This window comes from Caulobacter sp. 602-2, assembly GCF_011043625.1.
Classification (GTDB): domain Bacteria; phylum Pseudomonadota; class Alphaproteobacteria; order Caulobacterales; family Caulobacteraceae; genus Caulobacter.
The window spans coordinates 24,364-50,746 of record NZ_JAAKGT010000001.1; the positions used below are offsets into that span (position 1 = coordinate 24,364).

Annotated in this window: 19 protein-coding genes; 14 read left to right on the forward strand and 5 right to left on the reverse strand. The window is 69.6% G+C overall.

Annotated features, from left to right (window positions below):
* Positions 1-122: 122 nt before the first annotated feature.
* Together G5B46_RS00085 and G5B46_RS00090 are read right to left on the reverse strand one after the other, a co-directional pair.
* Positions 123-2,162 (reverse strand): HAMP domain-containing sensor histidine kinase, encoded by a 2,040-nt coding sequence (locus G5B46_RS00085; RefSeq protein WP_165255049.1) that lies wholly within the window; start codon positions 2,160-2,162, stop codon positions 123-125.
* Entirely contained in the window at positions 2,159-2,893 is a 735-nt protein-coding gene (locus G5B46_RS00090; protein ID WP_165255051.1) for a response regulator transcription factor, read from the reverse strand. Before G5B46_RS00090 ends, G5B46_RS00085 begins: the two co-directional genes overlap by 4 nt.
* Before the next feature lie 391 nt (positions 2,894-3,284).
* On the opposite strand from G5B46_RS00090, the gene G5B46_RS00095 reads away from it, so the two are divergent.
* The 6 genes from G5B46_RS00095 to G5B46_RS00120 all read left to right on the forward strand — a co-directional run bounded on the left by G5B46_RS00095 (position 3,285) and on the right by G5B46_RS00120 (position 12,909).
* Positions 3,285-4,304 (forward strand): LacI family DNA-binding transcriptional regulator, encoded by a 1,020-nt coding sequence (locus tag G5B46_RS00095; RefSeq protein ID WP_165255052.1) that lies wholly within the window; start codon positions 3,285-3,287, stop codon positions 4,302-4,304.
* 319 nt (positions 4,305-4,623) lie between these two features.
* Entirely contained in the window at positions 4,624-6,813 is a 2,190-nt protein-coding gene (locus G5B46_RS00100; protein WP_165255054.1) for a TonB-dependent receptor, read from the forward strand.
* An 82-nt stretch (positions 6,814-6,895) separates the two neighbouring features.
* Positions 6,896-8,872, forward strand: coding sequence for a glycoside hydrolase family 3 N-terminal domain-containing protein (locus tag G5B46_RS00105; RefSeq protein WP_165255055.1), 1,977 nt, complete (start codon positions 6,896-6,898; stop codon positions 8,870-8,872).
* A gap of 13 nt (positions 8,873-8,885) precedes the next feature.
* A complete protein-coding gene (locus G5B46_RS00110) occupies positions 8,886-11,081 on the forward strand; it encodes a beta-glucosidase (protein WP_165255057.1) in 2,196 nt (731 codons plus the stop codon).
* 15 nt (positions 11,082-11,096) lie between these two features.
* On the forward strand, positions 11,097-12,683 hold the full coding sequence (locus G5B46_RS00115) for a carboxylesterase family protein (RefSeq protein WP_205691414.1): 1,587 nt from the start codon (positions 11,097-11,099) through the stop codon (positions 12,681-12,683).
* A gap of 13 nt (positions 12,684-12,696) precedes the next feature.
* Positions 12,697-12,909 (forward strand): hypothetical protein, encoded by a 213-nt coding sequence (locus G5B46_RS00120; protein WP_165256440.1) that lies wholly within the window; start codon positions 12,697-12,699, stop codon positions 12,907-12,909.
* Between the two features lie 181 nt (positions 12,910-13,090).
* Here G5B46_RS00120 and pip read toward each other — a convergent pair whose 3' ends face one another.
* Entirely contained in the window at positions 13,091-14,188 is a 1,098-nt protein-coding gene (gene pip, locus G5B46_RS00125; protein WP_165255058.1) for a prolyl aminopeptidase, read from the reverse strand.
* A 141-nt stretch (positions 14,189-14,329) separates the two neighbouring features.
* Between pip and G5B46_RS00130 the strand changes: the two genes are divergently transcribed.
* Entirely contained in the window at positions 14,330-14,755 is a 426-nt protein-coding gene (locus G5B46_RS00130) for a hypothetical protein (protein WP_165255060.1), read from the forward strand.
* Entirely contained in the window at positions 14,752-15,432 is a 681-nt protein-coding gene (locus tag G5B46_RS00135; protein WP_165255062.1) for an HTTM domain-containing protein, read from the forward strand. Before G5B46_RS00130 ends, G5B46_RS00135 begins: the two co-directional genes overlap by 4 nt.
* On the opposite strand, the gene G5B46_RS00140 is transcribed toward G5B46_RS00135, so the two are convergent.
* Positions 15,429-16,580, reverse strand: a complete 1,152-nt coding sequence (locus G5B46_RS00140; protein ID WP_165255063.1) for a lactonase family protein — start codon at positions 16,578-16,580, stop codon at positions 15,429-15,431. The genes G5B46_RS00135 and G5B46_RS00140 overlap by 4 nt on opposite strands.
* 185 nt (positions 16,581-16,765) lie before the next feature.
* Between G5B46_RS00140 and G5B46_RS00145 the strand changes: the two genes are divergently transcribed.
* The 4 genes from G5B46_RS00145 to G5B46_RS00160 all read left to right on the forward strand — a co-directional run bounded on the left by G5B46_RS00145 (position 16,766) and on the right by G5B46_RS00160 (position 22,637).
* Entirely contained in the window at positions 16,766-17,323 is a 558-nt protein-coding gene (locus G5B46_RS00145; RefSeq protein WP_346764848.1) for an RNA polymerase sigma factor, read from the forward strand.
* Entirely contained in the window at positions 17,298-18,248 is a 951-nt protein-coding gene (locus G5B46_RS00150; protein WP_165255065.1) for a FecR domain-containing protein, read from the forward strand. The genes G5B46_RS00145 and G5B46_RS00150 overlap by 26 nt, the downstream gene beginning before the upstream one ends.
* Positions 18,249-18,384: 136 nt before the next feature.
* Complete coding sequence (locus tag G5B46_RS00155; RefSeq protein WP_205691415.1) at positions 18,385-21,447, forward strand: TonB-dependent receptor; 3,063 nt, start codon at positions 18,385-18,387, stop codon at positions 21,445-21,447.
* A gap of 89 nt (positions 21,448-21,536) precedes the next feature.
* Positions 21,537-22,637 (forward strand): pectinesterase family protein, encoded by a 1,101-nt coding sequence (locus tag G5B46_RS00160; protein WP_165255066.1) that lies wholly within the window; start codon positions 21,537-21,539, stop codon positions 22,635-22,637.
* A gap of 4 nt (positions 22,638-22,641) precedes the next feature.
* Here G5B46_RS00160 and G5B46_RS00165 read toward each other — a convergent pair whose 3' ends face one another.
* Positions 22,642-24,066, reverse strand: a complete 1,425-nt coding sequence (locus G5B46_RS00165; protein WP_165255068.1) for an XRE family transcriptional regulator — start codon at positions 24,064-24,066, stop codon at positions 22,642-22,644.
* A gap of 150 nt (positions 24,067-24,216) precedes the next feature.
* Here G5B46_RS00165 and G5B46_RS00170 point away from each other — a divergent pair, with 150 nt between their 5' ends.
* Positions 24,217-25,839 (forward strand): isocitrate lyase, encoded by a 1,623-nt coding sequence (locus tag G5B46_RS00170; protein ID WP_165255070.1) that lies wholly within the window; start codon positions 24,217-24,219, stop codon positions 25,837-25,839.
* A 99-nt stretch (positions 25,840-25,938) separates the two neighbouring features.
* Complete coding sequence (locus G5B46_RS00175) at positions 25,939-26,142, forward strand: hypothetical protein (protein WP_165256446.1); 204 nt, start codon at positions 25,939-25,941, stop codon at positions 26,140-26,142.
* The last annotated feature ends 241 nt before the right edge of the window (positions 26,143-26,383 follow it).

Genomic DNA, 26,383 nt, shown 5'->3' on the forward strand with positions numbered 1-26,383 from the left:
AGGCGCCGCCAACAGATCCTCCCCCTCTGGGGGAGGTGGCCCGGAGGACCGGAGGGGGCCAGCGCCGGCGCCGCGATCAGCCCTCAAGGAACCTCCCCCCGTGGGGGAGGTTCCAGAAACCGCTACTCGGCCGCTTCCAGCATCGCCGGCGGCTCGCGGGTTCCGCCGCGCTGGGCGGCCAGCGGCAGGCGGACCTGGGCCATCAGGCCTTCGCCGGTGTTGGACAGGCGGATCTCGCCGCCGTGGGCGCGGACGGTGGTGCGCGAGGTGGCCAGGCCCAGGCCGACGCCCTGCTTGGTCGAGGTGCGGGCCGCCACGCTGCGGTAGAAGGGCGTGAACACGCGGCCCAGTTCGTCCTCGCTCATGCCGGGGCCGCGGTCGCGGATCTCGGTCACGGCCTCGTCGGCGTCGACATAGAGGCGCACCCGGGCGCTGTCGCCGTACTTGACGGCGTTGTCGACGAGGTTGGTGAACACCCGCTGCAGGCCCAGCACGTCGATCTCGACCTGCGGCGCGGCGCCGGCTTCGAGCACCACGTCGCCGCCGGTGATCTCGGCGTCGTCGACCACGCATTCGATCAGCGAGCGCAGGTCGACATGCTGGCGGGCGCCGGCCTCGGCGTTCTCGCGCATGAAGGCCAGCACCGAATTGATCATCGCCTCCATCTGGTCGATGTCCTGGCCGATCTCGCGGCGCAGGGCGGGCGAGGCGCGCTCGAGCCGGAAGCGCATGCGGGTCAGCGGCGTGCGCAGGTCGTGCGAGATGGCCCCGATCATCGCCGTGCGGTCGTTGATGAACCGGGTCAGGCGGGCCTGCATCTGGTTGAAGGCGCGGGCGGCGCGGCCGATCTCGGCCGGGCCGTGGGCGGCCAGCACCGGCGAGGACGGGTCGCGGCCCAGGGCCTCGGCGGCGTCGGCGAAGCCGGCCAGCGGCGCGACCAGGCGGCGGGCGAAGAGATAGCCGACCGGCCCGACGATGGCGAACGAGACCAGGAACCACAGCAGCACGCGGCGCTGCCAGCTGTTGGGGAAGCCCTCGGGCTTGGGCTGCAGGGTCACCCAGCGACCGTCGGCCACGCGCAGGGCGGCCACGAAGTCGCCCTCGATATAGGGCGCGGGCGCCAGGCCGAAGAGGCCGCGCGCGACGGGGGCGGGCAGGGCGCGGCCCTGCGGCTGGGGCTTGGCCTCGGCGACGACCGGCCTGGACGCCGCGGCCGGGGCCGCCAGATGCGGGGCGGCGGCGACCGTCTCGACCACGGGGCGGGCCCGGGGAGTCAGCGTCGGCGGCGCGACGACGGCATGGGTCGTCATCGGCTCGGGCGCGGGCGGCGCGGGGGCCGCGACCGGTTCGGCAGGCTCGGAGACGGCCACGAAGGTCGAGGTGCGGAAGGGCGCGGTGAACAGCGGATCGGACGACAGCCGCGGCGCCAGGCGCGGGATCACCCGCGGCGGCCCCGCCATCGCCTGGCCGGCGCCGTCGGGGCGACCCGGCGCGCCCTGGAAGGCCTGGCCGGGCCGTCCCGACGGTCGCGCGTCGCCGATCACGCCGCCCGGCGGACGGTAGTCGGCCCGCGTCGCGCCCTGCGGTCCGCGGCCCGGACGCCAGGTCCCGCCCGACATCGGAACGTTGGGAACGGCGTTGACCGGGAAGCCGACCGAGCCTGGGCCCACCGACGGCCGCACGCCCGGGGCCGGGCGCGGGAACCCGCCGGGGCCGGCCATCGGCTGGGCCTGCGCGTAGGAGGTGAACAGGAAGGTCAGCGGCGAGGGGCCTGCCTCGGCCCGCTGGCGCGCGACGCCGGCGCCGGCGAACGGCGGCGGGGCGTAGAACAGCAGGCGCACGTCGTCCGGATCGGCGTTCAGAAGACGCGCCAGATCGGCGCTGGAGCGCTCCGAGGCGACCCAGCCGGGGCTGTTGAGGCTGGGCGGTTCGTCCTCGAGCGTGCGCACCAGCGGGCGGCTGGCGGCGGTGTCGATGGCGGCGCCCTTCAGGCCGGCGGCGATGTCGGCCAGGCTGTGCTGCTCGGGCGGCTTGGGCGGCAGCAGCAGGGTCAGCGCCATGGTCGCCAGCTGGGCCACGACCAGGCTGCCGACCAGCAGGCAGACGATGCGCAGGGCGATCGGCGCGTCGGGGCGGCGAAGCTGGGCGATCAGGCGCTTCATTCGATCACCACCTTGGCGTCCAGCACGTAGCCGACGCCGCGATAGGTCTTGATCAGTTCCTGGTCGCACTGGGCCTCGATCTTGCGGCGCAGGCGGCTGATGTGCAGGTCGACGCCGCGACCGACGGTCTCGGCGGCCTCGCCGCGGATGACGGTCAGCAGGTCCTCGCGCGAGACCACCGAGCGGGCGTTGTCGAGCAGCAGCGAAAGAATGGCCAGTTCGCCCCGGGTCAGCAGCAGCAGCATGCCGTTGGGCGCGGTCAGCTGCCGGGCCGACAGGTCCATGCGAAAGCCGGCGAAGGCGTAGGTGTTGCGCTTGGGGTTGCGGCCTTGCGGACCGGCGGCGGCCCGGCGGCGCATCAGGGCCTTGACCCTGGCCAGCAGCTCGCGCGGCGGGATCGGCTTGACCACGTAGTCGTCGGCGCCGAGCTCCAGGCCCAGGATCCTGTCGACGGCCTCGCCCATGGCGCTGAGCATCAGGATCGCCGGGCCGTCGGGTCGAGCCAGCTGTCGGCACAGCGAAAGGCCGTCTTCGCCGGGCAGGTTGACGTCCAGCACGACGACGTCGACGGCGTGGGCTTCCAGGATCTCGCGGGCGGCCTCGACGGCCCCGGCCTGGCGCACCGCATAGCCTTGCGCGGCCAGATAGGCGGCCATCTCGCGGCGCAGGACGTCGTCGTCCTCCACGAGCAGGACGGTCGCGGTCTCGGTGATCGAGGCGTCGGGGGTCATAGGCTCCCGGTTATGACATGGCGAAAGCGTCCGCGTCCCGGCCGCGGGCAGGGCGAGAGGCCGGCGGCGCGCGTCATGACGTCGCGGCGGCGTCTGGGGCGCGCCTGGCGCGGGAGGCGGGCTCAAGGTTCCGCTCCATGGTTGCGGCGCGGACATGCCTCGTCGATTCGAACAGCCGGCGATGGTCGCCGAAAAGTACGGAATCGTTGCGGATCCTGGCCCATGAGCCAGCTTTGCAGGCGTAACGCGTCTGCAATTTGTCGCTATGTATCCGCCTTGTATCGTTGGGCGCGGCCCGCGATACGCGGCCACGGACTTGCGGGAGGATCGGCGCGCCCGCTACCACAGGGCGTCGCGCCGACTGCCGGGCGCGGAAGGGCCGAACGCACGCATGAGCGACATCACCATCGTCGATATCGCCAAGCAGGCGGGCGTCTCGATCAAGACGGTGTCGCGCGTCATCAACCGCGAGGAGGGCGTGGGCCCGGCCACCAGGGCGCGGGTCGAGGACCTGATCGAGAAGCTCGGCTATCGGCCCAACGTCTCGGCCCGCTCGCTGTCGAGCCGCCGCAGCTACCTGATCGGCGTCGTCTTCATGCGGGTGGGCGCCTATCACTATGTCGGCGAGGTCCAGGTCGGGGCCATGCGCGCCTGCCGCCGGGCCGGCTATCACATGGTCATCGAGCAGGTCGACGATCCGGGGCAGGCGAGGGGGCCGGGGCTGGAGCAGGCCCTGAAGGCCGGACGCTTCGACGGCCTCGTCCTGACCCCGCCGGTCTGCGACGACCCGGAGATCCTGGCCATCATCGAGGCCCAGGGGCTGTCCTACGTGCGCGTCGCGCCCGATCGCGACTTCGGCCGCTCGCCCTACGTGTTCATGGACGACCAGCAGGCCGCCCACGACATGACCGCCAGGCTCTGGGATCTCGGCCACCGCCGGATCGGCTTCATCGACGGTCCTGCCGACCATGGCTCGGCCCGTCGCCGCCGAGAGGGCTACATGACCGCCATGGCCGAGCGCGGCGCGCGCGTGAAGCCCGAATGGATCGCGCCGGGCGACTTCATGCCGCTGTCGGGCCTGGAGGCCGGCGACCGGCTGCTGGGACTGCCCGAGCCGCCGACCGCGATCTTCGCCGCCAACGACTCCATGGCCATGGGCGTGCTGTCGGCCGCTTCTAAGCGTGGGCTGTCGGTCCCCGGCGACCTGTCGGTGGTCGGCTTCGACGACGGCCCGCTGGCGGAGTCGTCCTGGCCGGGACTGACGACCGTGCATCAGCCGATCGCCGAGATGGCCGAGGCGGCGACCGAAATGCTGATCGAAGGATTCGGCGACCCCCGCTTCCGCAGCCGGACCGCCGCTCGCCAGCTCGACTACCATATCGTCGAGCGTGGATCCTCGGCCTCGCGCTAGCGGTAACTCGCGGACGGGTTGAGGTTTGTATTGCGCGCTCTGCGCACATTGCCGGCATTATGATCCACTGATTTCCCGCTTTCGTGGGTGGAAAATCTAGACAGCGGTGTCTTCTGAAAATGGCATAGACAACGTTGTCGTATCGTGGTGTCAATCTACGACAACGTTGTCGTCATCGGGACATTCCGAGGCGAAACGGAGCTCAAACCCCGGGACAAGGGGTGGAGGAAACATCGCCCGACGTCCGCTGCGGCGCCGGGATCCTGGCTGGAACGACGCCTCGGCGCCGTCACCGGTCCGCGCAGGAAAGGGGAACAACATGCGCACCATGCTCTTTACGTCGGCCGCCCTGGCGGTCGTGTGCTTCAACGCGCCCGCAGCCTTCGCCCAGGACGCTCCGGTGGCGCTGGACGAGGTGGTCATCACCGCCCAGCGGCGCAGCGAGAACCTGCAGAAGACGCCGCTGACGGTGTCGGCGGTGACCGGCGACAAGCTGGAAGCCCAGGGGGTCAAGACCGTGGTCGACCTGGCCAGCCAGGTGCCGGCCCTGCAGATCACCTCCAGCGGTTCGGGCGCGGCCCAGGTCTTCCTGCGCGGCATCGGCAGCACCAACACCACCGAGGTCGGCGATCCGGCCGTCGCCTACCACATCGACGGCATCTACCAGGCCCGCTCCACCTCGGTCGGCGCGCTCTTCTACGACATCGACCGGGTGGAAGTGCTGCGCGGCCCGCAGGGCACTCTCTACGGCCGCAACGCCACCGCCGGCGCCATCAACGTCATCACCAAGAAGCCGGTGCTGGGCGAGTACGAGGGCGCGGGTTCGATCGAGGTCGGCAACTACAGCGCCGTCACCACCTCGGGCCTGATCAACGTGCCGATCGGCGACACCCTGGCCGTGCGCGCCTCGTTCCAGCAGAGCCGCCACGACGGCTACGTCAACGCCATCAACCAGGGGCCGGGCACCGGCGGCAACGACCGCTACGATCAGGACGACAAGTCGGCCCGCGTGCGGGTGCTGTGGAAGCCCAGCGACAGCTTCTCGCTGATCGTCAACGCCGACTACCTGCACCAGGGCGGCGCGGGCGGCGGCGACGGCACCTACGGCACTACGCGCGTCACCGGCGATCCGTGGACCTGTTACTGCTCGACCAACCTCTATCGCAATAACCGCTTCTTCAGCACCGGCGCCGAGGCCAACTGGGACCTGGGCTTCGCCAACCTGACCTATCTGGTCGGCTACAACTTCTCCAAGCTCGACCGCACCGGCGAAAACGCCAGCACCGGCGCGCCGAACTACTTCCTGGGCAAGGACTACACCTGGTCGCACGAACTGCGTCTGGGCGGCGACACCGGCAAGCTGAAGTGGGTGGTCGGCCTTTATCGCTTCACGGAAGACAACAACGTCGACTTCCGCGTGTTCCTGGCGACCAACTCGTACCTGTCGTTCATCCAGCCGCAGATCACGGCCGAAAGCATCGCCGTCTTCGGCCAGACGACCTACGAGGTCACCGACCGGTTCCGCGTCACCGGCGGCCTGCGCTACACCGAGGACAAGAAGGGCCGAGTGGGCGGCACCTACCTGACCAACTCGGCGGGTGCGATCGTCTCGACCGTGGTGGCCAACGTCGCCGACGCCAAGTGGGACGCCACCAACTGGAAGCTGGGCGCCGACTTCGACCTGACCTCGACCTCGATGCTCTATGCCAACGTCGCCACCGGCTACAAGGCGGGCGGCTATTACGACGGCATCGCCGACAACGTCTACGCGCCGGAGAAGATCACCTCCTACGAAGCCGGAGTGAAGAACCGCTTCCTCGACAACCGCCTGCAGGTGAACGCCACCGCGTTCCTCTACGACTACCGCGACTTCCAGGTCAGCGCCCTGGGCACCATCGGCGGCCAGGACGCCACGGTCACCCTGAACGCCGACAAGGCCAAGATCTACGGCCTGGAGTTCGAGACCAACCTGGCGCTCACCGAGCATGACCGGATCGATGCGACCCTGGGCTGGCTGCACGCCGAGTACACCGACTTCGTGCTGCCGCGCGGGGACTCGTTCTCGAACAATAACGCCAACGCCACGGTGGCGGCCTGCTACACCGCCAACTACGCGACGGCGGCTCCGCGCTCGACCGACTTCTCGGGCTGCCGCATGGCCCGCACGCCCGAGTGGACCTTCAATCTCGGCTACCAGCACATCTGGGAGCCCAGCTTCGGCGGCACCCTCACGGGGCGGATCCAGACCCACTACGAGACCAGCAAGAACCTCGAGTACCACGGCTTTGCCGAGAACAAGGAAGGCGCCTTCACCAAGACGGACGTCAGCCTGACCTACGCCAGCCCCGACGACCGCTGGACCCTGCAGGGCTACGTCCGCAACCTCGAGGACGACGACGTGCGCACCGCCTCGGCGCCGAACTCGACCACGGGCCTGGCCACCAACGGCGCCGGCGAGTTCTACGCGCCGCCGCGCACCTACGGCCTGCGCCTCGGCGTGACTTTCTAACCTCCTCACTCCCCCTCGCGCCCGGCGGCCCCTGCCCGTCGGGCGCGCCTTTCTTTTTCGAGTAGATACGAGAGTTTAGCCGATGATCCTCACCCGACGCCTTCTGCTCCTGGCCGCTTCGGCCGCGGTCCTCGGCGGCGCGGCCCAGGCGGCGCCCAAGCAGCCCGAACTGGGCGTGCGCGAGGGCAAGACGATCACCGTCGACGGCCTGAAGTTCCGCGACCTCGACCGCGACGGAAAGCTTTCGCCCTACGAGGACTGGCGGCTTTCGCCCGAGGTCCGCGCCGCCGACCTGACCGCGCGCATGACGCTGGACGAGAAGGCCGGCCAGATGATGCACGGCACCCTGCCGGCGACCGGCCCGATGGGTGTGGCCGGCATCGGCTCGGGCTACGACATGGCCAAAGCCGCGCCCCTGGTCGTGGACCGTCACGTCACCACCTTCATCACCCGCCTGGCCGGCGCGCCGAGCTTCCTGGCCCAGCAGAACAACGCCATCCAGGCGATCGCCGAGAAGGGCCGCCTGGGCGTGCCCGCGACGATCAGCACCGACCCGCGCCACCACTTCCAGTTCACGGCCGGCGCCAGCGTCGCCCCCGGCGGTTTCTCACAATGGCCTGAGGCCCCGGGCCTTGCCGCCATCGGCGATGCGGCGCTGACGAAGCGCTTTGGCGACATCGCCCGGCAAGAGTATCGCGCCGTCGGCATCCACCAGGCGCTGTCGCCGATGGCCGACCTGTCGACCGAGCCGCGCTGGTCGCGCACCAACGGCACTTTCGGCGAGGACGCCGATCTCGTCGGCAAGATGACCAAGGCCTATGTCCAGGGCTTCCAGGGCGGAGATGAGGGCCTGGCGACCGGCGGCGTCTCGGCCGTGGTCAAGCACTGGGTCGGCTACGGCGCCTCGGCCAAGGGCTTCGACGGCCACAACAGCTACGGTCGCTACGCCGTCTTCCCGAAGGGCCAGTTCGACCTGCACGTCAAACCGTTCGACGAGGCCTTCGCGGCCGGCGTCGTCGGCGTGATGCCCACCTACGCCATCCTGCGGGACGTGGCCCTGGAAGGTCAGCCGCTGGAACCGGTGGCCGCCGGCTTCTCCAAGCAGCTGCTGACCGACCTGCTGCGAAACAAGCACGGCTTCAAGGGCGTCGTGCTGTCGGACTGGGCCATCACCAACGACTGCGGCGAGACCTGCCGCAACGGCTTCCCGGCCGGCGTGACGCCCAGCTTCGAGGGCTTCTCCACCGCCTGGGGCGTCGAGGACCTGGCCAAGGTCGACCGCTACGCCAAGGGCGTGAACGCGGGTCTGGACCAGTTCGGCGGCGTCGAGGACACGGCCGAGCTGGTGGCCGCCGTGAAGGCGGGCAAGATCACCGAGGCCCGCATCGACGAGTCCGTGAAGCGCATCCTGCTGGTCAAGTTCGAGCAGGGCCTGTTCGAGAACCCCTATGTCGACCCCAAGGCCGCCGACGCCATCGCCGGCGCCAAGGCCTTCGTCGCCGAGGGCAGGGCGGCCCAGAGCGCGGCGCTGACGCTGCTGGAGAACAAGAACGGCCTGCTGCCGCTGAAGGCCGCCGGTCGCAAGGTCTGGCTCAAGGGCGTCTCGCCCGACGTCGCCAAGGCCTACGGCCTGACGCCGGTGACGGATCTGGCCCAGGCGGACCTGGCCATCATCCGCGTCGAGACCCCGTTCGAAACCCTGCACCCGAACTACACCTTCGGGGTGCGCCAGCACGAGGGCGACCTGTCGTTCAAGGATGGCGCGGCCGACTACGAGGCCATCAAGGCCGCCTCGGCCAAGGTTCCGACCATCGTCAGCGTCTATCTCGACCGCCCGGCGATCCTGACCAACGTCCGCGACAAGGCCGCGGCCCTGGTTGGCGACTTCGGCTCCAGCGACGAAGCGCTGCTTGATGCGTTGACCGGAAAGGCCAAGGCGCGCGGCAAGCTTCCGTTCGAGCTGCCCTCGTCGATGGCCGCGGTCGAACAACAGGCGGAAGACGCCCCGCACGACAGCGAAAAGCCGCTCTACCCGATCCACTACGGCCTGACCTACTGAGGGGACCGACACCATGATCCGCATGACGACCGCCGCCAGCATCGCGGCCCTCTCGCTGGCCGCCGGCGCGGCCCAGGCCCAGACCGCCCAGCCGTGGATGAACACCAAGCTCTCGCCCGACGAGCGCGCGGCCCTGCTGGAAAAGGAGATGACCCTCGACGAGCGCATCGGCCTGGTCCACGGCCCGATGTCGATGCCGATCTTCGGCATCAAGAAGCCCGACGGCGCCATCGGCTCGGCCGGCTACATCCCCGGCATCCCGCGCCTGGGCGTGCCGGCCCTGGAGGAAAGCGACGCCAGCCTCGGCGTCACCAACCCGCTGGGCGTGCGGCCCGGCGACGGCGCCACGGCCCTGGCGTCTGGCCTGTCGCTGGCGGCGACCTTCAACACCAAGCTGGCCTATGACGGCGGCGCGGTGGTCGGCCGCGAAGCCCGCGCAAAGGGCTTCAACGTCCAGCTGGCCGGCGGCGTGAACCTGGCCCGCGACCCGCGCAACGGCCGCAATTTCGAGTATCTGGGCGAAGACCCGTGGCTCGCCGGCAACCTCGTGGCCGCCCAGATCAACGGCATCCAGGCCCAGGGCATCGTCTCGACCATCAAGCACTTCTCGCTGAACGGCCAGGAGACCAGCCGCCACTTCGCCAACTCGGTGATCGACGAGGCGGCTCACCGCGAGAGCGACCTGCTGGCCTTCCAGATCGCCATCGAAAAGAGCCAGCCGGGCTCGGTGATGTGCGCCTACAACCTGGTCAACGGCGACTACAGCTGCGGCAACCCCCACCTGCTCAACGACGTGCTGAAGGGCGACTGGGGCTACAAGGGCTGGGTGATGTCGGACTGGGGCGCGGTCCACGCCACCGACTACATCGTCAAGGGCCTGGACCAGCAGTCGGGCGAGCAGCTGGACGCCAAGATCTGGTTCGACGAGCCGCTGAAGGCCGCCGTCGAGAAGGGCGAGATCCCCGCCGCGCGCCTGTCGGACGCCACGCGCCGCATCCTGCGCTCGATGTTCGCCGCCGGCCTGTTCGACAAGCCGGTGACCCCGGGCGGCGCCATCGACTACGACGCCAACGCCGAGGTCGCCCGTGCGGCGTCGTCGGAAGGCATCGTGCTGCTGAAGAACCGCGAAGGCCTGCTGCCGCTGGCGAAGTCCGCAAAGACCATCGCCGTGATCGGCGGCCACGCCGACGCCGGCGTGCTGTCGGGCGGCGGCTCCTCGCAGGTGGTGCCGCCGGGCGGCGCCAAGCGGGTCGTGCCGTTGGGCGGGGAGGGCATGATGGGCGCCTTCCGCAGCCAGTACTTCAACGGCTCCTCGCCGCTGGCCGCCATCCGCAAGGCCGCGCCGGAGGCCAAGGTCACCTTCGACGACGGCCGCTACGTCGCCTCGGCCGTCGCCGCCGCCAAGGCCGCCGACGTGGTGGTGGTGATGGGCAACCAGTGGATGGGCGAGGGCGAGGACGCCTTCGACCTGTCGCTGCCCAACGGCCAGGACGAACTGATCGCCGCGGTGGTCGCCGCCAACCCCAACGCCATCGTCGTGCTGCAGACCGGCGGCCCGGTCTCCATGCCCTGGCTGAGCCAGGCCGGCGCGGTGGTCGAGGCCTGGTACGGCGGCGCGAAGGGCGGCGAGGCGATCGCCGACGTGCTGTTCGGCGCGGTCAATCCGTCGGGCCGCCTGCCGGTGACCTTCCCGGCCTCGCTCAGCCAGTACCCCCGCGAAGCCCTGCCGGGCCGCGGCGTGCCGGAGAAGACCAAGTTCGACGTCAACTACGCCGAGGGCTCGGATGTCGGCTATCGCCGCTTCGCCGCCACCGGCGACAAGCCCCTGTTCCCGTTCGGCTACGGCCTGTCCTACACCTCGTTCGCCTATTCGAACCTGAAGGTCGAAGGCGGCCAGTCGGTCACGGTCAGCTTCGACGTCGCCAACACCGGCAAGGTCGAGGGCAAGGACGCCCCGCAGGTCTATCTGACCGGCGCGGCCGGCAAGCCGTTGCAGCGCCTGATCGGCTTCGACAAGGTGGCGCTGAAGCCGGGCGAGACCCGCCGCGTGACCCTGACCGCCGATCCGCGCCTGCTGGCCAGCTTCGACGCCAAGGGCCGTCGCTGGGTCGTCACGGGCGGCGACTATCAGGTGGCCGTCGGCGCTTCGGCTACGGACCTGGCCCTCAAGGGCGGGGCTAAGGTCAAGGCCCGGACGCTGAAGCCGTAAGGGAAGGGCATGGCGATGAGATCTTCAGGGAAGTCCCTGGTTTCGGGCCTCGCCTTGGCGCTGGCCATGGGCCTGCCGGCCCTGGCCGCCGGTCCGGTGGTCAAGACCGTCAACGGTCCCGTCGAGGGCGTCGAGAGCGGAATGGTGGCGGCGTTCAAGGGCGTGCCCTTCGCCGCCCCGCCCGTTGGCCCGCTGCGCTGGCGCGCGCCCCAGACCCCCACCGCCTGGACCGCCGTCCGCTCGGCCGCCGAATACGGCCCCGACTGCGCGCAGAACCCGTTCCCGGGCGATGCCGCGCCCCTGGGCGTCAAGCCGGCCGAGGACTGCCTCTATGTGAACGTCTGGACGCCGAAGGACGCCATCAAGGCCAAGGCGAAGAAGCCGGTGATGGTCTGGATCTATGGCGGCGGCTTCGTCAACGGCGGCTCCTCGCCGTCGGTCTATGCCGGCGACCGCTTCGCCCGCGACGGCGTGGTGCTGGTCAGCTTCAACTACCGCGTCGGGCGCTTCGGCTTCTTCGCCCACCCGGCGTTGTCGGCCGAGAACGCCGACGGCGGCATGTTGGGCAACTACGCCTTCATGGACCAGATCGCGGCGCTGAAATGGGTGCAGGCCAATATCGAGGCCTTCGGCGGCGATCCGGACAACGTGACGATCTTCGGGGAGTCGGCAGGCGGCATGTCGGTCAACGCCCTGCTGACCACGCCCCTGGCGCAGGGCCTGTTCCACAAGGCGATCATCCAGTCGGGCGGCGGCCGGCCGCGCCTTCTGCCGTCGCTGCCGATCAAGGCCGCGCCCGGTGAGCGCTCGGCCGAGAGCGTGGGCGTCGCCTTCGCCGCCAAGGCTGGGGTGACCGGGGAGGGGCCCGAGGCCCTGGCCGCCCTGCGCGCCCTGCCGGCCGACACGGTGGTCGACGGCCTGAACATGGCCACCTCCGGCGTTCCCACCTGGAACGGCGGGCCGATGGTCGACGGCAAGATCGTCACCAAGCCGGTGCTGGACGCCTTCGCCGCGGGCGAGTGGACCAGGATGCCGGTGATGGTCGGGGCCACCGGCGCCGATGGCTTCTTCTTCGGCGGGACCCGCGACCAGGTCTTCGCGCCGTTCGGCGAGCGGCGGGCCGAGGCCGAGGCGCTCTACGATCCCACCGGCGATGGCGACATCAAGGTCTATGGCTGGAAGGCGGCCGGCGACCGGATGTTCATCGAGCCGGCTCGCGAGGTGGCGCGAACCCTGTCGGCGCAAGGCGCGCCGGTATGGTCGTTCCGCTTCTCCTACGTGGCCGAAAGCCAGCGCAAGGAGTGGTGGAGCGCCCCGCACGCCACCGAGATCCCGTTCGTGTTCGACACGGTCGACGCCCGCTATGGCGCGGCCCTGACCCCGGCGGACGCCGCCGCGGCCAAGGCCGCCCACGCCTACTGGATCGCGTTCGCGACCAACGGCACGCCCGCGCCGGCCGGTCAGCCGGCCTGGCCGAAGTACGACGCCGCCGGTGATGCGATCATCGACTTCACCAATGACGGGGTGAAGACCGGGGCGGATCCGCTGAAGGCGCGGCTGGATCTGGTCCAGGCCACGACCCCAAAGCCGGCGGGGCGGTGACGTGGCCGTCCGGCTGGCGCACGCGGTGATCGATCGCGACACCTTCCAGGCCCTGCGCCGCGCCCTGCCGGCCGCCACCAAGGCCTGCCTGCAGGAGACCTTCGGCATCAGCGAGACCACCTGGGTCAAGCTGCGCGACGGCCGCCCGGTCAAGCAGGCGACGCTGGAGCGGCTGCTGGAGCGCTATCGCCGCATGTGCGGGGAGATGGGGCGAAGGGCGGCTTAGGTCGACCAGGGTCACCTCTCCCATAGGGAGAGGGAGGGGCCCATTGCGCAGCAATGGGAGGGTGAGGGGTTAGGGACTTCGGCCGATTGCCCTGAATTGGTTTGCTAGGATTAGGGGAGGGGACCGCCATCGGCGTAACCCCTCACCCTCCCACGCCTGCGGCGCGGGCCCCGCCCTCTCCCTATGGGAGAGGGTTGATTTGGGGCAGCCCGTCCATGATGGCCGTGAGCGCCAGCACCGTCTGGCCTTCCATGGCGCTGTGGCCGGCGTCGGTCTTGACGTAGCTGGCCGGCGGGGCGCCGATCTCGTCCAGGGCCGCGACCAGGCGCGAGGCCTGCGACAGCGGGCAGACCTGGTCGAAGCGGCCGTGGACGATGTGGATGTCCAGGCCCTTCAGCTTGTCGACGTTGTCGACGATGTAGTCCGGCTCGAGGAACAGCCCGTTGGCGAAGAAGTGGGCTTCGATCTGGGCGAAGCACAGGGCGAAGTCGGCCTCGCCGAACTTACCCGCGTCGGCGTTGTCGGGGATCATGTTCGAGATCGTGCCTTCCCAGACCGACCAGGCCACGGCCGCTTCCAGTTGGCGCTGACGCTCGGCCTCGCTGGTCGGGACCATGTCGAAGATCTTCTTGTAGGCGCCCATGATGTTGCCGCGCTCTTCGGCCGGGATCACCTCGACGAAGGCCTTCCACTCGTCGGGATAGGCGATGTAGGCGCCCGGCTCGGTCAGGGCGTAGGGGGTGTTGGTGAAGGCCGCCGCATTGCCCTGGTACATGTAGAGCAGGTCTTCGGTCGCGCCGAGGAAGATGCCGCGCAGGATCAGCGAGGCCACCTTGTCGGCATGGCGGATGGCGTAGGTCAGCGCCAGGGTGCTGCCCCAGCTGCCGCCGAACACGTGCATGCGGCCGGTGATCCCCAGGGCGTCGCGCAGCCTGTTGATGTCGTCGACCAGGTGGTCGGTGGTGTTGTTGGTCAGGGCGACCTGCGGGCCGGCCGAGGCGACCGTCGGCTCGCTCTTTCCGCAGCCGCGCTGGTCGAACAGGATCACGCGATAGCGCTTGGGATCGAAGAAGCGGGCCATCGGCGGAGCGCAGGCGCCGCCCGGGCCGCCGTGCAGGAACATCACCGGCTCGCCGTCCGGATTGCCGTACTCTTCCCAATAGAGCTTGTGGTCGGGCGCGGCGTCGACCTGCAGCAGGCCGCTCTTGTTGGCGACCGGCTGATCGTACTTCCATTCACCAGTGACCTTGCTGGTGGTCCGCAACCGCGAGAAATTCATAACTCGACCTTTCGTGAGGCTGTCGCCCGTGCGGCTTAGATGCGCTCGTCACCGGCGACCGCAAGTGAAAATCGGCGGCTCTCGACAGGATCGGGGCGTCCGCGTACCCCACCGCTTCGCCCCAACCCGAAAGGAGGGACCATGGCCAATCCCTTCTCGCTGCTGGCGCCGGCGTTGATCCCGTCCTGGAACTTCTTCGACGTCATCGCCGCCTCGCCGCGCGTCGAGCACGCTCTGGCCGACACCCGCGAGGCGACGCTGGAAGACTGGGACGAGTTTCGGCCGCGCCCGCAACGCCTGTCGCCGGCGGTCATGCTGGGCCGCCTGGTTTGGAACCCGCGCTGGAATGAGAGTCTCTATCTGGTCAGCTGCGCCGAGCGGCTGGTCGAGGAGCCGACAGTTCACGGCGAGGACGAGATCTTCCGCCGGATCGCGGCCGATCTCGCCGGCCGCCCCGGCACGCGGCCCTGGCTGTCGTTCCGGCTGCAGTTCATCGACGCCGCTGGCGAGCGCGAGGTGCTCTACCAGGCCGCGCCGCGGCGGCTGGCGGACATCGAGGTCCGATGAGCTTCGACCACGCCCTGCGCCTGACCGAGGTGCTGCTGGCCCTTGCGCTGATCCAGCAGAGCCTGGAGCATCTGCGGGTCTTTCGTCGCGAGCGGCTGCTGTTCGGCGCGCGCATCCTGCTGTGCGGGCTGGTCGTTGCGGGCGCAGCCTCGCCCTGGCCGCTGGTCGTCCTGGCGGGCCTGTCGGTGCTGATCCTCCAGCGCTTCCAGGGGCCCTACAACGGCGGCAGCGACCGGCTGGGCCTGTTGGCCCTGTGGTGCGTGACCCTGGCGCGCACCCTGCCCGTCGAGGCCTGGCGAGAACTGGCCTTCGGCTATCTCGGCGTGCAGCTGATGCTGTCCTACTTCATCTCCGGCTGGGTGAAGATCGTGAACCCCGACTGGCGCAAGGGCGTGGCTCTGCGCCAGGTGTTCGCCTTCTCGGCCTATCCGGTGGCCGAGAGCCTGCGCGGCTGGGCCGACCGGCCGCGCCTGCTGCTGGCCATGTCGTGGGCGGTGATGCTGTTCGAGCTGGCCTTTCCGCTGACATTGCTGTCGCCGCCGTCGCTGATGGTCGGCCTGGCGGTCGCCGCGACCTTCCATCTGGCCAACGCCGGCCTGTTCGGCCTCAACCGCTTCTTCTGGACCTGGCTGGCGGCCTATCCGGCCATCGTCTGGCTGCAGCAGCGCCTGTTCTAGCCCCAGGCGGGGAAGACCACGCAAGTTGGACGGTCGACGGCGATGACCTGGTCGGTGGCGCTCAGGCGGCCGGAGGCCGTATTTCGCGCCAGAACCGTCACCGTTCCCGAGCCCTGGTTGGCCGCCAGCAGCCAGCGGCCCGTCGGATCGAGTGAGAAGCTCCAGGGCGTCTTGCCGCCGGTGGCGATGCGCTGGATTTCCTGCAGCGTCCCTTTGGCCTCATCCACCGCATAGACGACGATGACGTGCTCCACGCGGATCGAGGCGTAGACGAAACGGCCGTCGTGGCTGACCGCCACCTCCGCGCCGTTGATCGGCGGCTCTCCGCCCGCCCGCAGGGTCTGCAGCAGCTCCAACTGGCCCTTGCGCAGGCGATAGGCGCGGATTTCCGGCAGGATCTCGCTGAGCAGGTAGAGGTAGCGGCCGGTCGGATGCAGCGCCATGTGACGGGGCCCCGTTCCCGGCGGCAGTGCGATGGACGCTTCGCCGGGCGGGCCCAACGTCCTCGTCGCCGCATCGTAGGGATGCACGAAGACCCGATCGGCGCCGAGATCGGCGACCAGGACCTGGCGCCCCGTCGGATCGACCATCACCGCATGGGCGTGCGGCCCCTGCTGCTGGGGCGAGGGGCCAGAGCCCGTATTGGCCTGCACCGAGGCCGGCGGCTCCAGCCCGCCGTCGGCGCGGACGGGCAGGACGGCGACATGGCCCGTGCCGTAGTGAGCGACCAGCAGCCCGCCGGCCCTGTCGTCCAGCGACATGTGCGCCGGACCGCCGCCGCCCGAGGCGACCGTCGAGATCACGGTCAAGGCGCCCGTCGCCCGATCGGCCTTCAGCGCGTGAACCTTGCCCTGTTCGCCGGGGCCATAGCCGGTCTCGCTTAGAGCGTAGAGCACGGGCAAGGAGGGATGAGCGACCAGCCAGGTAGGGCGCTCCAGCGTCGCCACAACGCCGATGGGGGTGAGCGTGCCCCTGGGCGCGTTCAGCCGGGCGGCGAAGATGCCCTGGCCGTCCTTGTCCGCTTGGCCGCCGACGTAGACGAGCTGCTCGTCCCGCGGCGCCGCCTGCGCCGCTTGGGTCGCCATCAGCCCCAGCGCGCCGGCGGCGACCGCGCGACGGGTGGGCGAACCGTGTCTGGAATCGGTCATCGGCGTCTCCTCCGCCCACGCTTGTCAGGCTTTGGAAGGGGCGTCGATAAGACCACTGCGGTTTCTTCTCCGAAGAAAATCGCGCCGGGTTTGACGGAAGTTTCGCGCCCGTGCATCGCTCCCTCCAGAACAACTCGACCAGAGTGGGTGGGACGGAAACGGTGTCGGAGGGGCGTGCGCGCGTCGTGGCTTGGATCGGGCGGGAAATCCTGCCCCACGAAGCCGACCTGCGCGCCTGGCTGCGGCGGGCCTTCGCCACGGCCGGCGACGTCGACGACATCGTGCAGGAGACCTACTGCCGGCTGGCGGGCCTGTCCCATGTCGACCACATCGGCGAGCCGCGGGCCTATCTGTTCCAGGCCGCCCGCAGCGTCGCGCTGGAGCAGCTGCGGCGGGCCCGGGTGGTGCGGATCGACACGGTGACGGAAATCGACGCGCTGAACGTCGAACTGGACGAGCCTTCGCCCGAGCGCATCGCCGGCGGGCGGCGCGAGCTGGAGCGGGTGCGGCGGCTGATCGCCGCCTTGCCCGACCGCTGCCGCCGGATCTTCGAGATGCGCAAGATCGAGGGCCTGCCGCAACGCGAGATCGCCCGCCGCATGGGCGTGACCGAAAACGTGGTCGAGAACGAATCCGTGAGGGGGCTGCGCGCCATCCTCGCCGCCCTCGCCGAGGGTGAAATCGAAGGAACCGCGGCCGCGAGGAGGCCGAGTACGCATGACCGAACGCGAAAGCGCCGCTGACATCGAGGCGGCCGCCGCCCGATGGGTGGTGCGCGCCGATCGCGAAGATCTGGACCAGGCTGAGCTGGAGGCCTGGCTGGCCGGCGACACGCGCCGCCAGGGCGCCTTCGTGCGCGCCCAGGCGGCCTGGGGCCTGCTCGATCGCGGCCGCGCGCTGGGTGTCGAGGAAGCGCCGCAGCGTCCGCGCGTCGGTCGTCGCGGACTGTTGGCCGGCCTGGGCGTCGCGGCGGCCGCCTGCGTCGCGGTGGTGGCGACCCCGCGCCTGCTGGCCGCCCGCTACGGCACGGCGGTGGGCGAGATCCGCCGCGTGCCGCTGGCCGACGGTTCGCTGGCCGCCATCAACACCGACACCGCGCTGGAGGTGGCCATGAAGCCGCGCAAGCGCGAGGTGCGGCTCGACCGGGGCGAGGCCTGGTTCCAGGTCGCCAAGGACGTCCAGCGGCCGTTCGTGGTCGAGAGCGGCCCGGTGCGGGTGAGGGCGGTCGGGACGGCCTTCTCCGTGCGCCGCCGCGATGGCGGCTGCGAGGTGCTGGTCACCGAGGGCGTGGTCGAGGTGTGGTCGGAGGGCGCGGGCGAGGAGCCCCGGCGAGTGACGGCCGGCGAGCGGGTCTTTGCTTCCGACAGCGCCGGGGCGGCTCGTCCCGTGCCGGCGTCGCTCGAGATCACCCGCGAACTGGCCTGGCGCGAAGGCCAGATCGTGCTCGACGGCGAGGCCTTCGGCGCGGCCGCCGAGGAGTTCAACCGCTACAACGCCCGCAAGATCGTCATCGCCGACCCGGCCCTGGCCGAGCAGAAGCTGGTCGGCTGGTTCCGCACCAACGAGCCCGAAAGCTTCGCCCGCGCCGCAGCCGCCAGTTTCGGCGCGCGGGTGACGGTGCGCGGCGACGCCATCCTCGTCCAGTCGATCGCGCCCCTGGCGGAGTAGGGGTTTGGCCGTCCACGGATGGACGGCTCCTGAAAAATATTCGCAGCGTCGTGACGGAAACCGGTTTCCCGCCCATCGCTCAAGACAGGCGCTCCCAGAAGCGCCGTGCGAAACAAACACATAGGGAGGGCGCGGAATGGGTTATCCGCGAGACGTCTACGGAAAATCGGCCCTGATGCTGGCGGCGGGCGCCGCCGCGGTCCTGGCCAGCAGCCAGGCCCAGGCCCAGACGCGCAAGTTCGACGTGCCGGCCCAGGCGGCCGCCACCGGCATTCCCCAGTTCGGCAAGCAGGCCGACCTGCAGATCCTGGCCCCGCAGGCGGCCGTCCAGGGCAAGCGGGTCAACGCCGTGCGCGGGACCTACACCGTCTCCGAAGGCCTTTCGCGCCTGCTCGACGGGGCCAACCTGACCGTGGTCTCCAACGATGGCCGCACCGCCGTGCTGGGCCAGAAGGGCTCGGTGCAGCTGGCCTCGACCGCCGCCGTGGCCATCCCGCAGCAGTCATCCGCGCCGATCGGAGACACTATCGAGGAGCCCGCCGCCGTCGAGGAGGTGGTCGTCACCGGCTTCCGCGCCAGCCTGGGCAGCGCGCTGAACATCAAGAAGCGCACCAGCGGCGTCGTCGACGTCATCAAGGCCGAGGACATCGCCGACTTCCCGGACGCCAACCTCGCCGAGTCCATCCAGCGCGTGCCGGGCGTGTCGATCGCCCGCGACGCCGGCGAAGGCCGCCAGATCACGGTCCGGGGCCTGGGCCCCCAGTTCACCCGCGTGCGCATCAATGGCGTCGAGGGCCAGAGCACGGCCAGCGGCACCGACAGCTCGGGCGGCGCCAACCGCAACCGCTCGTTCGACTTCAACGTCTTCGCCTCGGAACTCTTCAACAGCATCACCGTGCGCAAGACCGCCTCGGCCTCGACCGAGGAGGGCTCGCTGGGCGCGACGGTCGACCTGCAGACGGGCCGGCCGTTCGACTACAAGGGCGCGACCCTCGTGGTCTCGGCCCAGCAGGGCTACAACGATCTGTCGGAAAGCTGGGACCCGCGTTTCGCGCTGCTGGCTTCCAACACCTGGGCCGACGGCAAGCTCGGCGCCCTGATGTCGGTGGCTTACACCGAACGCAACCTGCTGGAAGAGGGCCACGGCTCCGGCGGCTGGCTGAACGGCACGGAGGTCGGCGGCTTCAGCCCGGCCTCGACCTTCACCCAGGCCAATTCCGCCAGCGTGTTCACCCCGCGCTTCCCGCGTTACGGCCGCCTGACCCACGACCAGAAGCGCCTCGGGGTCACCACCTCGCTGCAGTTCCGGCCTGACGAGAAGACCCTGGTCACGGCCGACTTCCTCTATTCGGACTTCAAGGCCACCCGCACCGAGAACTGGCTGGAAGCCCTGTCCTTCGCCCGCAACGCCGCCCAGGGCGGCCGGCCCGAGATCATCGTCCGCGACGGCGTGGTGAACGCCAAGGGCGACATGGTCTACGGCCTGTTCGACGACGTCGACGTCGAGAGCGAGACCCGCTTCGACAAGCTCGACACCAAGTACACCCAAGGCACCTTCACGGTCGAACACCGCTTCTCCGACCGCTTCAAGGTGACGGGCCTGGTCGGCTTCTCGAAGTCGGACTTCGACAACCCGATCCAGACGACGGTGATCCTCAACCGCGAGAACGCCGACGGCTTCTCATACGACTACCGGAACAACGCCAAGCTGCCGGCGATGAACTTCGGCTTCGATGTCACCGACCCGCTGGCCTACAATTTCGGCGCGGCGCGTTCGGAGATCCGCCTGCGGCCGCAGGGCGTGACCAACACCATCCAGACCGCCCAGCTCGACGGCGACTACGAGCTCTCCGACACCTTCCGCCTGAAGGCTGGGGTGAACCTCAAGAAGTACGAGTTCGACTCCTGGGCCCTGGCGCGGGTCAACGAGTCCGTCGTGCCGACCCTGCCGGCCGGCGTCACGCTGTCGAGCCTGACCAAGCTGGTCAGCGGCTTCGGCAAGAACCTCGGCGGTTCGGGCTATCCCACCAGCTGGGCCGCTCCCGACCTCGACGCCTTCGCCCAGCTGTTCAACATCTACAGCGGCACGGGCCTGTTCGAGCTGTCGGGCGCCAGCAACTCGGCGGCGCGCGGTAACATCCGCAGCGTCGAGGAGAAGGACACCGCCGCCTACGTGCAGCTGGACTTCAACTCCGACCGCTTCGCCTGGCCGATCCGCGGCGACGTCGGCGTGCGCTACGTCAAGACCGAGCAGAGCTCGACCGGCTATCAACTGGTCGCCGGCGCGGCCCAGCAGGCCACGGTCGATCGCGACTACGAGGACGTGCTGCCGGCCCTGAACCTGACCGCCGAGGTGACACCCGATTTCCTGCTGCGCTTCGGCGCGGCCAAGGTCATGACCCGCCCCAACCTGGGCAGCCTGACGCCCGGCGGCAGCCTCAGCGTCGTGGGCGTGTTCAGCGTCAGTTCGGGCAACCCGTATCTCGATCCGATCCGGGCCACCACCTACGACCTGTCGGCCGAATGGTACTTCGCCAAGGACGCCCTGCTGTCGGTCGGCCTGTTCTACAAGGACATCGACAGCTATATCCAGACGCAGCGGATCTCGCAGACCTTCGCCGCCTCGGGCCTGCCGACCAGCCTGCTCGACGGCCTGGCCGGCGTGTCGGCCAACGACACCTTCCTGTTCAGCAAGCCGGTCAACACCGAGGGCGGCCCGCTGAAGGGGATCGAGATCAGCTACCAGCAGCCGTTCAGCTTCCTGCCGGGCCCGCTGCGCCACACCGGCGCGATCTTCAACGTCACGATCGTCGACTCCAAGATCGACTACATCTCGTCGCGCTCGGCCACCGGCTTCGTGCAGAACGACCTGGTGGGCCTGTCGAAGAACGCCTTCAACGCCACGCTCTACTATGAGGACAGCAAGTTCAGCGCCCGCGTCTCCGGCGCCTATCGCGACAAGTACCTGACCGCCGTGCCCAGCGGCACGTCGACCAACGACATCGACGGGGTGCGCGACACCTTCACCGTCGACGCCTCGGCCTCGTACCAGATCAACAAGCGCCTGAAGGTCACCTTCGAGGGGCTGAACCTGACCGACGCGTTCAACGAGCAGTACACCGACAGCGTGCGCGACAGCATCTACGTCTATTCGCACACCGGCCGGCAGTACAACTTCGGCCTGAGGTACTCCTTCTAGGCTGGACCGGACCTTCCTCCTCCCAGGGGAATGTTGGGCGTCGGCCGTCCCTCCTGGCCGGCGCCCGCTCTTTTTCTTTCGAGGCTTCGATGACGATGGTTTCGCGACGGACCGTGGCGGCCGGGCTCCTGCTGCTTCCTGGCGTCGCCTCGGCCACGCCGCGCTACGACGCCGTGCTCAAGCGCCCTGATGATCCGCGCCGGTTCTCGGCACCGACCTACGAGACGCTGTCGGCGGCCGTGGCCGCAGCATCGGCCAATGGGACGCGGCCGTTCCGCATCCTGGTGACCAAGGGCGTCTTCGACGAACAGGTCGTCATCGACAAGCCGTTCGTGCACCTGATCGGCGAGAGCCGCACGGGCTCGATCATCACCCATCTGGCCGCTTCGGGGCTGACCGCGCCCGACGGCAAGCGCTGGGGCACCTTCCGCACGCCGACCCTGTTCGTCCGCGCGCCGGACTTCGCCGCCCGCAACCTGACCATCCGCAACGCCTTCGACGGCCTGGCGGAGATGACCAAGCCCGGCGGCCTGCACTCGCACGACGGCGGCGGCCCGCAGGCCGTGGCTTTGATGCTCGACAAGGGCAGCGACCGCGCAAGGCTGACGGAAGTCGACATCCTCAGCTACCAGGACACCCTGTTCCCCGACGCCGGGCGCAGCCTGTTCGAGCGCTGCCTGATCGTCGGCAGTTACGACTTCATCTTCGGGGCGGGGCGGGCGTTCTTCAGGGAGTGCGAGATCCGCTCGCTGCCGCGCCCGGTCGACCCTGTCGACGGTTACGTGGTCGCGCCCAGCACCCCGATCGACCAGCCGTTCGGCTTCGTCTTCAAGGACTGCAAGCTGACCAAGGCGCCGGGCACAGCCAAGGGCTCGGTCTATCTGGGCCGGCCCTGGCGGCCGTCGAGCCAGTTCCCCGACGGGCGTTACGGTGACCCCAGGTTCGTGGCGCAGACCGCCTTCATCGATTGCTGGATGGACGACCACGTCGCGCCGGAGGGCTGGACGGAGATGTGGTACACCGGCAAGGACGGCAATCCGCGCACCATGCTGCAGCCGGAGGAGGTCCGCTTTTCGCAGTACGGCTCCAGGGGGCCCGGCGCGGCGGCCTTCCGTCGTGGACGGACGCTGAGCGCCGCCGAGGCCAGGGCGATGGACGTTCGCGCCGTGCTGGACGGCTGGGCCGTCTGAGGCCTCAGCGTGCGAACGGGAAGGGGGTCACCGACTTGCTGGCCTCTTCGACCAGCAGGGTGCGGTTGATCGGGGCGGCGGCGCGCTGGGGGCAGGCCGGGCGCTCGCAGATCCGGCACGACGGCCCGATCTCGACCGCCAGCGGCGAGGCGATGTCGAGCCCGCGCGAGGCGGCCAGCTTGCCGGCGAACTTCAGCTCGCAGCCCAGGCCGATGACCAGTTCGTCCTCCAGCCCCGCCTGCAGGCCCGAGGTCCGCCGCACGGTGCGCGACAGGGTGAAATAGCGTTCGCCGTCCGGCGTCTCGATCACCTGGGTGACGATGCGGCCGGGGGTCTTGAAGCTGTCGTGGACGTTCCAGCGTGGGCAGGCCCCGCCGAAGCGCGAGAACGGGAAGGGGCCGGCGGCGAAGCGCTTGGAGATGTTCCCCGCCGCGTCCAGCCGCATCATGAAGAACGGGATCCCGCGCGCGCCGGGGCGGCTCAGCGTCGTCAGGCGCTGGGCGGCCTGCTCGTAGCTGACGCCGAAGCGCGGCCGCACCCGCTCGATGTCATAGCCGCTGGCCTCCATGGCCGCATGGAACGGCTCGTAGGGCATCATGATCGCCGCGGCGAGGTAGTTGTCGAGGAACACCTTCAAGAGCTGGCGCGTGGCGCGGTCGGGGGCTGCGAAGCGGTCGGCCAGGCGGGTCAGCGCCTCGGGCGCCTCCATCAGGCCCAGCTGGTAGCACATGGCGAAGATGCGGCTGGCCGGGGCCAGGGTCTCCGACACCATCAGCCGCTTGCGGTGGTGGTCGTAGCGGCGCAGCGAGCCGGCCATGACCTCGGCCGGCATGACCCGCGTCTGGATGCCGTGGCGGGCGACCAGGCGTTCGCGCACGGCCGGGCCCAGGTCCTGCAGGTCGGCGTCGAGTTGCGCGACGATGGCCTCGGCCGCCGTCTCCAGTTCGGCGAAGTGATTGCGCTGCGAGCCCACCAGGTCGCGCACCCAGTCGGTCGGCGACTGCGACGACGAGGAGGGTAGGCCGTCCGGACGCTCGAAGGCGCCCATGTCGATCATGCGGCCGCGATCCAGATAGGCGCGATAGAGGCGGGCCATGGCCTCGGCCAGGCCCGGCGACAGCTCGGCCACTTCCGCCACCTCATGCCGGCCCAAGCCCAGGTCGGCGAACATCTTGTCGGCCAGGACCTCCTCCAGCCCCGCGCCGCCGCCCGGGTCGTCGGCCGACAGGGTGCGCAAATCGAGGTCATAGGCCTCGGCCAGGCGCAGCAGCATCTGGGCGGTCACCGGCCGCTGGTTGCGCTCGAGCAGGTTCAGGTAGCTGGGCGAGACGCCCAGCTCGTCGGCCATGCGGCTCTGGGTGACGCCCAGGTCGCGGCGGAGGCGCTTGAGGCGGCCGCCCAGGAACAGCTTTTTGTCGGTCGTGACCATGTTTGTCACGTTGTCACGAATTTACAAAATACACAAAGTCGATTTGTGACAAATCGTCTTCAATAGGTTCGACCGCCTTGCCGCATCGGCGTTAGCTCCCTGTCACAGCTTACAGCCCGCCTCCCAACAAGCGGGCCCCGATGGGGAAGAATGACGACCATGCGCAAGACCTACGCCGAGCACCGCCAGGACCTTACCGCCCGCTATCCGCAAGGCGTGACGCCCGGCGGCGTCGCCATCGACGACATCATCCAGCTGAAGCTGCAGAACACCTTCAACACCCACCTCGACATCGCTCGCGAGATGGCTGTCGTCATGCGCGCCGACATGGCCGCCTATGACGCCGACGCCAGCCAGTTCACCCAGTCGCTGGGTTGCTGGTCGGGCTTCCACGCCCAGCAGATGATCAAGTCGGTCAAGCGCCTGCGGGGCACGACCAAGGGCGCCTACGTCTATCTGTCGGGCTGGATGGTCGCGGGCCTTCGCAACCGCTTCGGCCACCTGCCGGACCAGTCGATGCACGAGAAGACCTCGGTCGTCGACCTGATCGAAGAGATCTACGTCTCGCTGCGCCAGGCCGACGAAGTGGCGATCAACGACCTCTTCAAGGCCCTGAAGACCGCCCGCGACGCCGGCGACCAAGTCGCCGAGCAGGCCGCGATCAAGGCCATCGACACCTTCGAGACCCACGTCGTTCCGATCATCGCCGACATCGACGCCGGCTTCGGCAACGAGCACGCGACCTACCTGCTGGCCAAGGAGATGATCAAGGCCGGCGCCTGCTGCCTGCAGATCGAGAACCAGGTCAGCGACGCCAAGCAGTGCGGCCACCAGGACGGCAAGGTCACCGTGCCGCGCGAAGACTTCATCGAGAAGCTGCGCGCCTGCCGCCTGGCCTTCGAGGAACTGGGCGTCGACGAGGGCGTCATCGTCGCCCGCACCGACAGCCTGGGCGCGGGCCTGACCCAGAAGGTTCCGGTCAGCCAGGGCGCGGGCGATCTGGCGGCCGAGTACATCAAGTGGCTGAAGACCGAGGCCATCACGGCCGAGAACCCGCTGCGCGACGGCGAGATCGCGATCATGAAGGACGGCGCCTTCGTCAAGCCCGTGCGCATGGCCAACGGCCTGTTCGCCTTTCAGGACGGCACCGGCCGCGCCCGGGTCATCGAGGACTGCATCGCCAACCTGACGCAAGGCGGCGCCGACCTGCTGTGGATCGAGACCGACACGCCCAACGTCGACGAGATCGCCTCGATGGTGGCCGAGGTCCGCAAGGCCGTGCCGAACGCCAAGCTGACCTACAACAACTCGCCGTCGTTCAACTGGACCCTGAACCTGCGCAAGCAGGTGCGCGCCCAGTGGATCGCCGAGGGCAAGATCCACGAGGACTCCTATCCCGACGGCAACGTGCTGATGTCGGCGGAGTACGACGCCACCGATCTGGGCCGCGAAGCCGACGATCGCCTGGCCCGCTTCCAGGTCGACATCTCGGCCCGCGCCGGGGTGTTCCACAACCTGATCACCCTGCCGACCTTCCACCTGACCGCCAAGAGCGTCGACGAGCTGTCGCGCGGCTACTTCGGCGACCAGCGGATGCAGGCCTACGTCAACTCGGTGCAGCGCGAGGAGATCCGTCGCGGGGTCTCGGCCGTGAAGCACCAGCACGAGGTCGGTTCCGACCTTGGCGACACCTTCAAGGAGATGGTCGGCGGCGAGCGGGCCCTGAAGGCCGGCGGTCACGCCAACACCATGAACCAATTCGCCGCCGAATAGCTCGGCGTCCGAAACCGATAACCCCCACTTCACCCCCACTGGCGAAAACCTACAGGAGAGAACGCCATGACCAACGTCACGCAATTCGCTCCGGCCGCGATGCCGGACTCGTCGGCCCAGGATCGCGCCGTGGACCGCCTCGCCGAGGCCTCGCACCGCCTCAACGAAGCCGTCCGCCGCGCCATCGAGGCCGGCTACTCGGTCGAGCTGGTGCGCACCTCGCGCCACCACGACGGCTCGGGCAACTGGGGCGACCAGATCGTCCCGACCATCCGCGCCACCGAAGCGCCCAAGAGCGCCTAAAGACGCTCGGCGCCTGCGGGTGAGGGGAGGCGCCTGCTTCCTCCTCTCGCCCGCCACACTGCAATCGTCATCCCGGAGGGCGCCTGGCGCCCGTTCGGGACCCAGGGACCGCCGTGCGGCGTCGAGGCTTCTTCGCGGTGGCCGGCGCAGTACGGCGGTCCCTGGGCTCCGGCTTCGACTTGGGTGCGCAGAAGGCATCCGATAAATCTCTTCCAAGTCCGCGTCCCAACACCACGGAACA

Bases quoted from the DNA above. Each gene is read 5' to 3' on its own strand.
- G5B46_RS00085 (WP_165255049.1), bottom strand. From the start codon at position 2,162: ATGAAGCGCCTGATCGCCCAGCTTCGCCGCCCCGACGCGCCGATCGCC.
- G5B46_RS00090 (WP_165255051.1), bottom strand. From the start codon at position 2,893: ATGACCCCCGACGCCTCGATCACCGAGACCGCGACCGTCCTGCTCGTG.
- G5B46_RS00095 (WP_165255052.1), top strand. From the start codon at position 3,285: ATGAGCGACATCACCATCGTCGATATCGCCAAGCAGGCGGGCGTCTCG.
- G5B46_RS00100 (WP_165255054.1), top strand. From the start codon at position 4,624: ATGCGCACCATGCTCTTTACGTCGGCCGCCCTGGCGGTCGTGTGCTTC.
- G5B46_RS00105 (WP_165255055.1), top strand. From the start codon at position 6,896: ATGATCCTCACCCGACGCCTTCTGCTCCTGGCCGCTTCGGCCGCGGTC.
- G5B46_RS00110 (WP_165255057.1), top strand. From the start codon at position 8,886: ATGATCCGCATGACGACCGCCGCCAGCATCGCGGCCCTCTCGCTGGCC.
- G5B46_RS00115 (WP_205691414.1), top strand. From the start codon at position 11,097: ATGAGATCTTCAGGGAAGTCCCTGGTTTCGGGCCTCGCCTTGGCGCTG.
- pip (WP_165255058.1), bottom strand. From the start codon at position 14,188: ATGAATTTCTCGCGGTTGCGGACCACCAGCAAGGTCACTGGTGAATGG.
- G5B46_RS00130 (WP_165255060.1), top strand. From the start codon at position 14,330: ATGGCCAATCCCTTCTCGCTGCTGGCGCCGGCGTTGATCCCGTCCTGG.
- G5B46_RS00135 (WP_165255062.1), top strand. From the start codon at position 14,752: ATGAGCTTCGACCACGCCCTGCGCCTGACCGAGGTGCTGCTGGCCCTT.
- G5B46_RS00140 (WP_165255063.1), bottom strand. From the start codon at position 16,580: ATGACCGATTCCAGACACGGTTCGCCCACCCGTCGCGCGGTCGCCGCC.
- G5B46_RS00150 (WP_165255065.1), top strand. From the start codon at position 17,298: ATGACCGAACGCGAAAGCGCCGCTGACATCGAGGCGGCCGCCGCCCGA.
- G5B46_RS00155 (WP_205691415.1), top strand. From the start codon at position 18,385: ATGGGTTATCCGCGAGACGTCTACGGAAAATCGGCCCTGATGCTGGCG.
- G5B46_RS00160 (WP_165255066.1), top strand. From the start codon at position 21,537: ATGACGATGGTTTCGCGACGGACCGTGGCGGCCGGGCTCCTGCTGCTT.
- G5B46_RS00165 (WP_165255068.1), bottom strand. From the start codon at position 24,066: ATGGTCACGACCGACAAAAAGCTGTTCCTGGGCGGCCGCCTCAAGCGC.
- G5B46_RS00170 (WP_165255070.1), top strand. From the start codon at position 24,217: ATGACGACCATGCGCAAGACCTACGCCGAGCACCGCCAGGACCTTACC.
- G5B46_RS00175 (WP_165256446.1), top strand. From the start codon at position 25,939: ATGCCGGACTCGTCGGCCCAGGATCGCGCCGTGGACCGCCTCGCCGAG.